This window comes from Saccharospirillum sp. ABV4_185, assembly GCF_056159245.1.
Genome location: NZ_JBSWUW010000001.1, coordinates 1126871 through 1139677 on the forward strand (window position 1 = coordinate 1126871; position 12807 = coordinate 1139677).

A 12807-nucleotide genomic window follows, 5' to 3' on the forward strand; every position below is an offset into this window, starting at 1 on the left:
CGCGCAACATCAGGACATCGCGGCTGCCGAGTTATCGGGGCTCACCGATGCTCGCTCACTGTGAATTCGCGCCAGGCCTTCACCAATGCGGCGCTCCGCTTCTTTCATTGCTTCACTGGCCGCCATATCGCCAACATAGATCGGCGGATGAATAATCACATCAATGGTGCCGGGCAATTTAACAAAGCGCTTATTCAGCCAGTAGTCGCCGGAATTGTGCGTGACCGGGATGATGGGTGCCTCAGCCGCCTTGGCCAGCACCGCTCCGCCACGGCGAAACGGCAGCATGGCATGAGCTGGGGCGCGGGTACCTTCGGGGAAGATGAGCACGAAGATGCCATCCTGCAACTTGGGTACACCCTGCTCCATGATTTGCGTCATCGAGGCTTTGCGGTCGGCACGGTCAATGGCAATCGGACGCAGCAACGAGAACGTCCAGCCAAAAAACGGAATGCGCAGCAGGCTCTTCTTCACCACCTGGGTCTGGGGTCGGAACAGGCGCTGCAGGAAAAAGGTTTCCCAGGCGCTCTGGTGGTTGGAGACAATCACGGCGGCGGTGCCATCCAGATGCTCCAAACCCGTAACCCGGTATTTGATGCCCAGAATCCAACGCGTACCCCAGACGGCCACCTTGGCCCAGGTGCCAATCACGAAGTGATAACGCAGCCGATAGGGTAATAGGAAGGCAAAAAAGCCGCAGAAACTGGCCCAGCAAATAGTGAAGGGGCCATAAAAACAGGCATAGAAAATAAAAGTTCGCAGATAAGCCAGCCACATAGCGCCGGTTCTCGCCCAAATTCAACACGAACATGCAGTTTAACGGCAATCTGCCAAACTGCGGTGTCGAAAAAGTGAATTGATCCTTTCCCGGGCGGAAAGAAGAGCGCCACCCATCGGCAGCGCTGGTTCATTATTGCTGCTTTTATTACTGCAACAGCGAAATATCGGCCACCTGCAGGAACAACTGACGCAGGCGTGACAGCACGGCCAGACGATTGGCGCGCACGGCGGCATCATCGGCCATCACCATCACACCGTCGAAGTAGGCGTCGACGCTGTCACGCAAGCTGGCCAGACGCTGCAAGGAGGCCTGGTAATCGCTCGTCGCCAGCAACGGCGATACATCCGCCTCGGCCGCTTGAATAGCGCTCCACAACTGGCCTTCCGGCGCTTCACTGAACAGCTTGGTATCCACCTCGGCAGCCACCTCATCGCCCGCCTTGCTGAGCAGGTTCGAGACTCGTTTGTTCGCTGCCGCCAAGGCTTCGGCCTGATCCAGTACCGAGAAATTGGCGACGGCTTTCACGCGACGATCGATGTCCAGCGGACGACTCAACTCCAGCGCGCGCACCGCCTGGAAGACGTCCGGACGAATACCGGCATCGCTGTACAGCGCACTAAAACGATCCAGTGCATAACTGACCACCTGCTCCACGACAGAATCGCGCTGCGGCAGGTCGGCGTGTTGATCGGCGGCGTAAGCCACCAGTTCACGCAGATCGAGATCCAGCTCGCGCTCAACCAGAATACGCAGCACGCCCAAGGCAGCCCGACGCAATGCAAACGGATCTTTGGTGCCGGTCGGCGGCTGGCCGATGCCGAACAGTCCGGCCAGATTATCCAGTCGATCCGCCAGAGCGACGGCCATACCGGCGCGCATTTTAGGCAGTTCATCACCGGCACCGGCGGGCAGATATTGCTCGGCAATGGCCTGGGCGACGTCCGGCTTCTCGCCGTCGTTGAGCGCGTAGTAGTAACCGGCAATACCCTGCATGTCATCGAATTCAAACACCATGTCGGTAACCAGATCGGCCTTGGCCAACCAGGCAGCGCGCTCAGCACTATCGACATCATCGCCCAAGCGACGGGCGATCTCGGCAGCAATGGCTTTCAGGCGCTCAGCTTTGCCGTAGAGCGTGCCCAACTGCTGCTGGAAGGTAACGGCTTTGAGTTTTTCCACCCGATCAACCAGCGGTGTTTTGCGGTCGGTATCCCAGAAGAAGGCGGCGTCGGCCAGACGTGGACGAATCACTTTCTCGTTACCGGCAATCACCTGCGCCGGATCACGGCTTTCCAGGTTGGCGATAAACACAAAGCTCGGCGCGAGTTCGCCTTTATCGTTGACCGTTGGGAAATACTTCTGATGTTCCTGCATAGAGGAGATCAGTGCTTCGGCCGGAACGTCGAGGAAGCGTTGTTCAAAACGACCGAGCAACGCCACCGGCCATTCGTTCAGGGCGGTCACTTCGTTGAGCAGATCGTCATCAATCACCACCTGCACGCCCGCCTCTTTGGCGACACGTTCGGCTTCGCGCTTGATGGTATCGCGGCGTTCATCAAAGTCGGCCAGCACATAGGCTTTTTTCAGGGCTTCGGCGTAATCAGCGGGTTTAGTCAGCGCAATCGACTCGGGCGCATGGAAGCGATGGCCACGGCTCTCATTACCAGACTCAATGCCATAGACTTCAGCCGGTACCACCTCGTCACCGAGCAACATCACCAGCCATTGCACCGGCCGCACAAATTCGGCGCGGCTGTTGCCCCAACGCATGCGCTTGGGAATCGGCAAGGTATCGAGCGTTTGCTGCACCAGTTCCGGCAACAGTTGCAGCGCCGGTTTACCCGGTTCGACGCCGCGATACACCAGCCACTCGCCTTTATCGGTCTCCATGCGTTCCAGTTGATCGACGCTGACGCCATTGGAACGGGCGAAGCCCTCGGCAGCCTTGGTTGGATTGCCATCGGCGTCGAAAGCGGCTTTCACCGCCGGGCCACGACGCTCAAAGGCTTCGTCCGGCTGCGCCAGTTGCAGATCTTCCACCCACAGCGCCAGCCGGCGCGGCGCGCCATAACGGTGGCTAATGCCATGGCTGAGACCGGCACTTTCCAGGCGTTGCAACAGACCTTCGGCAAAGGCGTCCTGCAGCGATTTCAATGCTTTGGGGGGCAGCTCTTCGGTGCCCAGTTCGATCAGAAAATCGGCCTGTGTCATGCGTTTTGATCCTTACTGTCGGCGTCGTCAGCACCGAGAATTTCATCGCGCAGCGCCTGCGGCGCCATCGGGAAGCCCAGCGCTTTGCGGGCGTCGTAATAGGATTGCGCCACCGCCCGCGACAGGGTGCGCACGCGCAGAATGTAGCGCTGGCGTTCAGTCACCGAAATGGCGTGGCGGGCGTCGAGCAGGTTGAAGGTGTGACCGGCCTTAAGGATCTGCTCGTAGGCAGGCAATGGCAGGTTGGCGTCGATCAGCTTTTTGGCTTCGCCTTCGTGGTATTCAAACTGACGGAAGAGGTTATCGACGTCGGCGTATTCGAAGTTGTAGGTCGATTGCTCGACTTCGTTTTGCAGATAGACATCACCGTAAGTGACTTCAGTGCCATCCGGGCCGACGGTCCAGATCAGGTCATAGACGTTGTCGACATCCTGAATGTACATCGCCAGCCGTTCCAGACCGTAAGTCAGCTCCCCCGATACCGGATAACACTCGATGCCACCGACTTGCTGGAAGTAGGTGAACTGAGTCACCTCCATGCCATTCAACCAGATTTCCCAGCCCAGACCCCAGGCGCCCAGCGTCGGGTTTTCCCAGTTGTCTTCGACGAAACGGATGTCATGCACCAATGGATCGATGCCGATGGCTTTCAGTGACCCCAGGTAGAGCTCCTGAATATTGCTCGGGTTCGGCTTGAGGATCACTTGGTACTGATAATAGTGCTGCAAGCGGTTAGGGTTTTCGCCGTAGCGACCATCGGTCGGTCGGCGTGACGGCTGCACGTAGGCCACGTTCCAGGTTTCCGGACCGAGCGCGCGCAAAAAGGTTGCCGGGTGGCTGGTGCCGGCGCCGACTTCCATATCCAGTGGTTGCAGAATGACGCAACCCTGGTCCGCCCAGTATTGCTGCAGCGTCAGGATCAAACCTTGGAAGGTCAGGCGATTATTGGCAGTCGTATCAGTCACAGCGGTCAGCCCCGGTGCTTGTTCGAATTTGGATGGTTGGTCAAAAACAGAGCGCCGCATTATACATAGGCCGGCCCAGTCGGTCACCGCAGCCCAGGGCGGCAAAAACAATTATTGATCGGCGCGAAAGGCACAGAGGAAAATACGCACGCATTCGCGCGCGTGTTGATCCAACCAGTCAGCGCCGGGCAGGTTGTTGGTACCGAGCAACATGGCGTTGTTGGTCGGCTCGCCCATCAACAGCCAGTTAAAGTGACTGGCGGCCGCTTGGGCATTGCTGACTTGGAGTTCACCTTGCTGGCAATAATGCTCGATAGCGCGAGTCAGTCGATCGATGGAATAGGCCGGGCCCTGCTCGTGCAAAGCGCGCCCCAATTCAGGAAAACGGTCCGACTCGGCAATCACCAGGCGACGCAATTCCAATAGTTCCGGCGTTATAACGATGCGTAGCTGCTCGGTCGCAAAGCTCAGCAGAAAAGCCTCGGCACTTTGGTCGTCATAAGGGTCCTCTACGCGTTGCCGATGAGCTGCCGCACCGCCGCCGGTCAAACTGGCCACCAGCTCGACAAAAAGCGCCTCTTTAGAGTCGAAGTGGGCGTAAATGGTCTGTTTCGAAACGCCCGCCAGTTCCGCCAGCGTATCCATGCTGGTGCCAACATAGCCGTGCCGGAAAAACACTGTTTTGGCGGCTTGCAGAATTTTCTCACGACTGCGTCTGGCGCGAACTTGCGGCCCTGTTGTCATCCATCATCCCCCTTGCTCTTCAAGCCCAGTGTAGCCAGTTGCGGTTGACCAACCAAACTAGACCGTCTAGTCTAGTTAGAACAAAAATCATCCAGGTATCTGGCCATGTCTTCTCAAACACCCTTGCGTTGCCGCTGCGGGAAAACCCAATTGACGGTAGAGGGCGCGCCAATTCTCAGCGCTGAATGTCTGTGCAACAGTTGCCGGCAAGCAGGTCGGGTTTTGCAATCCTTAACCGACGCGCCGGCGGTACTGAATGGCTACGACGCCACCTCTTTTGTGCTGTACCGCAAAGACCGGGTACGTTACCTCAGCGGCATCGAAACCTTGCGCGAACACCGCCTGACGCCCTCCCGCAAGACCCGTCGCGTGGTCGCCACCTGCTGCAACACACCGATGTTCCTGGAATTTTCGCAAGGTCACTGGCTCAGTCTGTACAGCCAACTGTGGCCGGAAAACCAACGACCCAGCCCGCAACTGCGCACCATGGTCAGCGATCTGCCGGACAAAGGCGCTGCGCTGCCAAAGGACATTCCCAACTATCGTTACCAGTCCGTGGGCTTCTTTTTCAAACTGCTGACTGCCTGGGCGGCCATGGGTTTTCGCACGCCGGCCATGCCCGCCATCAACGGAGCCCTGGATGAGCGCTGATAACGACAAAATAGCCATCGAAAGCATCACCTCGCCGCACCACATTCAGCGCGTTGACCGTTCGAAATACGAAGCCATGCGCGCTGCGCTGCTGGCGGTTCTGCCCGATATGCCACCCGGACTGAGCGTTGCTGAAGCAAAAGCGGAGCTGTTGCCACTGCTGCCTGACGCTTTGTTCCCTGAGGGCGCCAAAGCCGGTTGGTGGTTAAAAGCTGTGCAGCTGGATTTGGAAGCCAAGGGCTTGATACAGCGTGTTGCTGGCAAGCCGCTCCGGTTACATCGGAACGGCTAACTAACTGCGCCAGAATTGCGGTGAGAACAACACCAGCAGGGTGAAGATTTCCAGCCGGCCGAGCAACATGGCAAAGCACAACAGCCATTTGGCCAGCGCCGGTAGGTCGGCGTAGTGAGCCGCGACATCGCCCAGACCCGGGCCGAGATTATTGATCGAAGCGCCGACGGCCGACCAGGCGGTATCAAAATCGAGGCCGGTGCCGAGCAGCGCGAACAGCAGCGCAGCGTAGGTAATCACATAGAAACTGAAGAAACCCCAGACCGATTCCACCACTCTGTCTTCAATGCGCCGGTTGCCAATCTTGATCGGAAAGACGCCGGCCGGGTGCACCAGACGACGGATTTCGCGCAAGCCCTGTTTGATCAGCAACAAGGCGCGAATCACCTTGATGCCGCCGGCGGTCGAACCGGCGCAACCACCGATAAAAGACGCCATCAACAACATGAACGGCAAGAACAGCGGCCAGGTGGAGAAGTCGGCGACGCCAAAGCCCGTGGTGGTTAACACCGACACCGCTTCGAAAACGCCATAGCGCAGTGATTCACCGGCGCCGTAGGTGCCGCCCAGCCACAAAACCAGAACGGTCACGGTAATCAGGGCGACGGCAATGACCAGGAAGAAGCGGTATTCGGGATCGAAAAAATACTGCCGCAAACTGCGCATTCGCCAGGCGACAAAATGCAGCCCGAAGTTGGCGACCGACAGCAGCATAAAAGCAACGGCAATCAGCTCGATCAGCGGGCTGTCAAAGTAACCAATGCTGGCATCGTGAGTGGAAAAACCACCGATGGCGACGGTGGCAAAGGCGTGACCGATGGCATCGAACAGCGACATCCCCGCCGCCCAATAGGCCAGCGCGCAGATAATCGTCAGCGCTAAATAAACGTACCAAAGCGCCTTGGCGGTTTCGGTAATGCGCGGCGTGAGTTTGTTGTCCTTCATCGGCCCGGGCGTTTCCGCGCGATACAGCTGCATGCCACCAATACCGAGCATCGGCAGCACCGCTACTGCCAGAACGATGATCCCCAAACCACCCATCCACTGCAGTTGCTGACGATAGAACAACAGGCTTTTGGGCTGATCATCGAGACCGGTAATGACCGTGGCCCCGGTGGTGGTCAGGCCGGAAAAACTTTCAAAGAAGGAATCGGTGAAGGTGGTGGTGGCTGCGGGCGCCAGAGTAATGGGAATGGAGCCGGCAAAACCGAGCACGATCCAGAACAAAACGGTGATGATAAAACCATCGCGGGTGCGCAATTCAGCTTCGTGTCGACGCACCGGCAACCAGAACACAAAACCAACGCTCAGCGTCAGCAGAAAACCCAGCACGAACGCATTGTGGATACCGTCGCTGTAGATAAAGGACACCAGCACCGGCGGCAACATCGACAGACTGAACACCATCAACAACAGGCCGAGAACTTTTAGGGTCAGTCGAAAATGCATGGAGTCCGCCGATGCGTGCTGAATTAGAAGAAGGTCAAACCAACCTGGAATAAACGTTCGACATCGCTGATGCGGCGCTTATCGATCAAAAACAGAATGACGTGATCATCCGGTTGAATCACTTCGTCGCTTTGCGCAATCAGCACCTCATCGTTACGCACAATGGCACCGATGGTACAGCCTTCGGGCAGGTCGATATCCTCAATGGCGCGACCGACCACTTTTGAAGAACGCGCATCGCCGTGAGCAATGGCTTCAATCGCCTCGGCAGCACCGCGACGCAGTGAATGAACGTTGACAATATCGCCGCGGCGCACGTGCGTCAGCAGACTGCCGATGGTGGTTTGTGAAGGAGAAATCGCCACATCGATTTCGCCGCCCTGCACCAGATCGACGTAGGCCGAGTTGTTGATCAGCGTCATCACCTTGCGCGCGCCCAGCCGCTTGGCGAGCATCGAGGCCATGATGTTGGCTTCGTCGTCGTTGGTCAGCGCCAGGAAGATATCGGTATCTTCGATGTTTTCATCGAGCAGCAATTCCTGATCGGAAGCATCGCCGCGTAACACCACGGTCTGGTTCAGATGTTCGCTGAGCAGCCGGCAGCGTTCTTCGTTGTGCTCGAGAATTTTCACCGAATAACGCCCTTCCAACACCGTCGCCAACCGAAAGCCGATGTTGCCGCCGCCAGCGATAATGATGCGTTTGTAGTTGCGTTCTTTACGGCGCAGCTCGCTCATCACCGCACGAATGTCGGATTTTCCGGCGATGAAAAAGACTTCGTCTTCGGCTTCGATCACCGTCGAGCCTTCGGGAATAATCGGTCGGTCTTTGCGGAAAATCGCCGCGACGCGCGTCTGCACCGAGGGCATATGCTGCTTCAGAAAACGCAGTTCCTGTCCGACCAGCGGTCCGCCGTGATAGGCCTTTACCGCCACCAGTTGCAGTTTGCCATCGGCAAAATCGAGCACCTGGAGTGCGCCCGGTGTTTCGATCAGGCGCTGAATATAGTTGGTCACCAGCTGTTCCGGGCTGATCAAGACGTCGACCGGAATGGCTTCGGGCGCAAACAGTTTTTCACTGTGCTTGGTGTATTGCGGACTGCGGATGCGGGCAATCTTGGTGGGCGTGCGGAACAGCGTATAGGCGACCTGACAGGCGACCATATTGGTTTCGTCACTGGGGGTGACGGCAATCAGCAGGTCGGCATCTTCGGCGCCCGCCTGGCGCAGAATATTAGGCAGCGAGGCCAGGCCCTGAACGGTGCGGATATCGAGTCGGTCCTGCAATTCACGCAGCCGGCCACCGTCGAGATCCACTATGGTGATGTCGTTGTCTTCGCTGGCCAGATTCTCAGCCAGAGTGGCGCCGACCTGGCCGGCGCCGAGTAGAATGATTTTCACGTTTGTTCCTTACGTCGCCGTCGATTCGGCCTTTTCCAGCAACGCGAAATAGAAGCCATCGTGCCCACCGGGCTGTGGCAGCCACTGTACCCCGAACTCCGCCGGCGCGTCACCCGCCAGCGTTAACGGCACCAACTGCGCATCGGGCTGACGCTGAAAAAACGCCGCTATCCGCTCGCTGTTTTCACGCGGCAGGATGGAACAGGTCGCGTACAGCAAACGACCGCCGGGTTTGAGCGTGCGCCATAATTGCGCCAGCAAACGATCCTGTACCTGCATCAGGAACTCAATGTCTTTGGGGCGACGCAATAATTTGATATCGGGATGACGGCGAATGACGCCGGTGCCGCTGCACGGCGCATCGAGCAGAATGCGATCGAACGGCTCGCCATCCCACCAGGCATTGATATCAGCGGCGTCGGCGGCCTTTAATTTGGCGCTCAAGCCCAGGCGGTCGAGGTTTTCGGTAACGCGCTGCAAGCGGCTGTCGTCGATATCCAAGGCCGTCAAATCGAGTTTGGCGGATTCCAGCAGATGGCCGGTTTTGCCACCGGGCGCGGCGCAGGCATCGAGCACCCGTTCGCCGTCCTGCGGTGCCAATAACAAGGCACATTGCTGAGCGGCTTCGTCTTGAACGCTGACCTCGCCGTCGCTAAAACCCGGAATCGCCAAGACCGGAACCGGCTGCGCCAAGGTGACGGCGCTGGCAGTTTGTTCGCAGGCACTGACTTCTAAACCTTCGTTATCAGCCTGGGCTAACCAGGCATCGCGCTCGAGGCGCGAGCGGTTAACGCGCAGTGTCATCGGTCCCTGAACGTTACCGGCATCGAGTACTTCCTGCCACTGATCGGGATAGGCCTGACGCAACTGGCGCGTCAGCCAGCCAGGATAACCAGCGCCGTTTTGCAACCCGGCCACCAGTTCATCGCCTTCACGCTGGAAGCGACGCAAAGCCGCGTTAAGCAGCTTGGCCGCCCAGGGCTTTTTCAGCGGTTTGGCGCCATCGACGGTCTCATAAAGCGCCGCGTGTTCAGGCAGATCGAGCTGCCACAGCTGATAGACACCGACCACCAGCAACATATGAATCACCCGCTCTTTGCGCTGGATCGGTTTGTCGAGCAGCTTGCGCGTCAGCTCATCGAGGCTCAGATAATGACGCGCACAGCCATAGACCAGTTGCTGATAAAAGCCGCGTTCTTCTTCGGGTAATTGTTCGCGCCGCGAGGGTAATAAATCGTTCAGTGAGCGGCCTTGATCGACCAGTTGCAGCAAGGTCTGCGCTGCCAAAACCCGACTGTTGGTCATGCGCTCGCCTCGCCCAGTTTGGGTTTGGCTTCAAAATCGGCGCGGCGTGCGCGCAGCACATCGGCGACGGTCATGGCTTTTTTACCGGGCAATTGAATGCGCTCCAGTCGTAGTACGCCGTCGCCACAGGCGACATCCAGACCGGCATCACTGATGGCGAGGATCTGACCGGGTTCAGACTCAGAGGTGTCGTCCAGCAAGCAGGCCTGCTGTACTTTTAAAGTGTCACCGTTCCAGCGAGTGTAGCTGCCCGGCCAGGGTGTCAGGCCGCGAATCTGGCGATCCAACTCAGCAGCCGAACGATGCCAGTCGAGCTCGCCTTCGGCTTTGCTCAGCTTAGTGGCATAGGTTGCCAGCGCATCATCCTGCTGTTCACCGCTCAAAGTGCCCGCTTCCAGGCCATCCAAGGCTTCGATCAGTGCCGGGCGACCCAGTTCAATCAGCCGGTCGTGCAACACCGCACTGGTGTCGGTCGGTTCGATGGTGCACTCAGCTTTGAGCAGCATGGCGCCGGTATCGAGGCCAATATCCATCTGCATAATGGTCACGCCGGTGCGCGCATCACCAGCGAGCAAAGCGCGGTGAATCGGCGCCGCACCGCGCCAGCGTGGCAACAAAGAAGCGTGAACATTGATACAGCCAAGACGGGGCGTATCCAGCACTGCCTGTGGCAACAGCAGGCCATAGGCGACCACCACCAGAATATCGGCGCCAATGGCGGCGAGTTCGGCTTGGGCGTCGTCTGATTTCAACGAAGTGGGCTGGTAGACCGGAATCTCGGCATCGACAGCCACCGTCTTGACCGGCGATGGCGTCAGTTTGCGGCCTCGTCCAGCCGGACGATCCGGCTGGGTATAGACCGCGACGACCTTGTGATTGGAGCTTAACAGGGCTTTGAGGTGCTCGGCCGCAAACTCCGGCGTGCCGGCAAATACAATGTTCAGGCTCATCGATCAGGAGACCGTCAGCTTATGCTGCTTCTCCAGCTTCTTGCGAATACGGGTGCGCTTCAGGTTGGACAGATAGTCGACGAACAACTTGCCGTCCAGGTGATCGATCTCGTGCTGAATGCAGATGGCAAACAGATCTTCGGCTTCAAACTCGATGGCTTCGCCCATTTCGTTCAAGGCGCGGCAACGGATCCTGTCGGACCGGGTAACGCGTTCGTAGTAGCCCGGTACCGACAGACAACCTTCCTGGGTTTCCACCGGCTCACCCAGCTTGTCGTATTCGGGGTTAATCAGAATGTGCGGATCGGACTGATCTTCGGAGACGTCGACCACGATAATGCGCTCATGCACATTCACCTGGCTCGCCGCCAGGCCGATGCCCGGGGCATCGTACATGGTTTCGAGCATGTCCGCCGCCAGCGTGCGATGCCGCTCTTCCACCTCGGCCACCGGCTTGGCCTTGGTGCGCAGCCGCGGATCGGGGTATTCGAGAATCTCTAATTTGGCCATGGTGTTAATCGCTTCCTGACAACCGGATAAGAATGAATATTGTACAGTATGTAGACAGATTTCGTAGTTTCAATTAGCAGACATTCCAACCGCTGATAGCTCAGCACTATGGTCTATTCCGCCCGACACAATCGCTGTGCCGTATCGCTTCACTTCAAACAGAATTCCAAACAAGGCTGGCCGCCATCTTGGCGAATCATCATTCACTGTTAGACTGCCTGAGTGCTGATTGAACCAGATCGTCAACCAGCAGCACGCGGCGCGGATTGTAACGGGAAAGCAGGCCCGGGGAAATTCAACCGGCCCGCTTTAATGTCTGCCTCTTGTTACAGCGCTTTATGTTCCGGCATGGACCCGCCGGATTCTCAACAAGGAGTTCAGGGAATGAACGATGATCGTCTGCTGTGGTTGCGCTGGGTACTGACACCCGGCCTGGGACTGCGCCGCAGCCACCAACTGCTTAACCACCTCACTCATCCGCAAGAATTGTTCGATCAGCCGGAACGTTGGTCGCTGCCCACTGAGCTGACCGCGAAGCTGCAGGAGATGAAACGCCTGGGCGAGCAGCACCCGGTACACCGCCAGGCACTTGAACAGTTGCGCTGGGCGGAGCAGGAACGGCACCAACTGATCAGCTTGCAGGACCCGCTGTACCCGACCTTGCTGCTGGAAATTCCCGACCCGCCGCTGATGCTCTGGGTGCAAGGTGATGCGACCTTATTACAGCAGCAACAGGTCGGCATCGTCGGCAGCCGTAATGCCACCCTGGCGGCGCGGCGGCATGCGCAACAACTGGGACGGGTGTTGAGTCTGGGCGGTCTGGTGATCACCTCCGGTGGCGCGGCCGGCATTGATGGCTGTGCCCATCAGGGCGCGCTGGACGGGAGCGGGCAGACCATCGCCGTGCTGGGCTGCGGCGTCGATGTGGTTTACCCGAAGAACCACCGGTCGCTGTTTGAGCAGATTGCCGCCAAAGGCGCTTTGGTCTCTGAGCACCCACTGGGAACCCAGCCCAAACCAGGGCATTTTCCACGGCGCAACCGCATTATCAGCGGACTGGGTGATGCCTTGGTAGTGGTCGAGGCCGCGCAGCGCAGCGGTTCTTTAATCACCGCCGAGCACGCCCTGGAACAGGGCCGCGAGGTTTATGCCTTGCCTGGTGATATCAGCAATCCCAATGCCGCCGGTTGCCATCAGTTGATTCAGCAAGGTGCCGGGCTGCTGTCCAGTGCTGAGGATTTGCTGTCGGTGTTAGCGCCTGGCAACTATGTTTCAAGTTCATACGCCTCACGTTCAGCGAAAACAGCAGAAACATCGCCGGATCCTGACTTACCGGAACTGCAAAAAAACCTGCTGGCCTTGCTATCGAGCGAACCTCAGGCACTGGAAACCCTGAGCCAACAACTGCATTGCAGCGCCCAGTCCTTGTTGGAGCCCTTGCTGGAGTTGGAACTGGCGGGTTGGATTCAACAGCAACCTGGCGGTTATTGTCGGCTGTAATCGGCGTGGCAGCGGTAGTCGGCAGCAATTGTCACTGCGTTCACATCTG

Annotated in this window: 12 protein-coding genes; 3 read left to right on the plus strand and 9 right to left on the minus strand. The window is 58.1% G+C overall.

Features of this window, described 5'->3' with window-relative positions:
- Nucleotides 1-9: 9 nt before the first annotated feature.
- The 4 genes from ACXAE6_RS05115 to ACXAE6_RS05130 form a co-directional block, all read right to left on the minus strand.
- Nucleotides 10-777, minus strand: a complete 768-nt coding sequence (locus tag ACXAE6_RS05115; RefSeq protein WP_475145329.1) for a lysophospholipid acyltransferase family protein — start codon at nt 775-777, stop codon at nt 10-12.
- Between the two features lie 148 nt (nt 778-925).
- Nucleotides 926-2992 (minus strand): glycine--tRNA ligase subunit beta, encoded by a 2067-nt coding sequence (gene glyS, locus ACXAE6_RS05120; RefSeq protein WP_475145331.1) that lies wholly within the window; start codon nt 2990-2992, stop codon nt 926-928.
- Nucleotides 2989-3957 carry a glycine--tRNA ligase subunit alpha gene (gene glyQ, locus ACXAE6_RS05125; RefSeq protein ID WP_475145334.1) on the minus strand — a complete coding sequence of 323 codons (969 nt, stop codon included), beginning with the start codon at nt 3955-3957 and terminating at the stop codon, nt 2989-2991. Before glyQ ends, glyS begins: the two co-directional genes overlap by 4 nt.
- 111 nt (nt 3958-4068) lie before the next feature.
- Nucleotides 4069-4701: a TetR/AcrR family transcriptional regulator gene (locus ACXAE6_RS05130; RefSeq protein WP_475145337.1), complete on the minus strand. Its 633-nt coding sequence runs from the start codon at nt 4699-4701 to the stop codon at nt 4069-4071.
- A 105-nt stretch (nt 4702-4806) separates the two neighbouring features.
- Between ACXAE6_RS05130 and ACXAE6_RS05135 the strand changes: the two genes are divergently transcribed.
- On the plus strand, nt 4807-5352 hold the full coding sequence (locus ACXAE6_RS05135; protein ID WP_475145340.1) for a GFA family protein: 546 nt from the start codon (nt 4807-4809) through the stop codon (nt 5350-5352).
- Nucleotides 5342-5644 (plus strand): DUF6958 family protein, encoded by a 303-nt coding sequence (locus ACXAE6_RS05140; RefSeq protein ID WP_475145343.1) that lies wholly within the window; start codon nt 5342-5344, stop codon nt 5642-5644. Before ACXAE6_RS05135 ends, ACXAE6_RS05140 begins: the two co-directional genes overlap by 11 nt.
- On the opposite strand, the gene ACXAE6_RS05145 is transcribed toward ACXAE6_RS05140, so the two are convergent.
- From ACXAE6_RS05145 to def, 5 genes are read right to left on the minus strand one after another with little or no spacing between them, the layout of a single operon-like run.
- Nucleotides 5645-7093, minus strand: a complete 1449-nt coding sequence (locus ACXAE6_RS05145; protein WP_475145345.1) for a TrkH family potassium uptake protein — start codon at nt 7091-7093, stop codon at nt 5645-5647. It lies immediately after the preceding gene.
- Nucleotides 7094-7116: 23 nt separating this feature from the next.
- Nucleotides 7117-8493, minus strand: a complete 1377-nt coding sequence (gene trkA / locus ACXAE6_RS05150; RefSeq protein WP_392797843.1) for a Trk system potassium transporter TrkA — start codon at nt 8491-8493, stop codon at nt 7117-7119.
- A gap of 9 nt (nt 8494-8502) precedes the next feature.
- Complete coding sequence (gene rsmB / locus ACXAE6_RS05155) at nt 8503-9798, minus strand: 16S rRNA (cytosine(967)-C(5))-methyltransferase RsmB (protein WP_475145347.1); 1296 nt, start codon at nt 9796-9798, stop codon at nt 8503-8505.
- The gene (fmt, locus tag ACXAE6_RS05160; RefSeq protein WP_475145349.1) at nt 9795-10748 is read right to left on the minus strand and encodes a methionyl-tRNA formyltransferase; all 954 of its coding nucleotides are present in this window, start codon (nt 10746-10748) and stop codon (nt 9795-9797) included. Before fmt ends, rsmB begins: the two co-directional genes overlap by 4 nt.
- A gap of 3 nt (nt 10749-10751) precedes the next feature.
- Nucleotides 10752-11258: a peptide deformylase gene (def, locus tag ACXAE6_RS05165; protein WP_475145351.1), complete on the minus strand. Its 507-nt coding sequence runs from the start codon at nt 11256-11258 to the stop codon at nt 10752-10754.
- Nucleotides 11259-11642: 384 nt separating this feature from the next.
- On the opposite strand from def, the gene dprA reads away from it, so the two are divergent.
- Entirely contained in the window at nt 11643-12758 is a 1116-nt protein-coding gene (dprA, locus tag ACXAE6_RS05170) for a DNA-processing protein DprA (protein ID WP_475145353.1), read from the plus strand.
- Nucleotides 12759-12807: the final 49 nt, after the last annotated feature.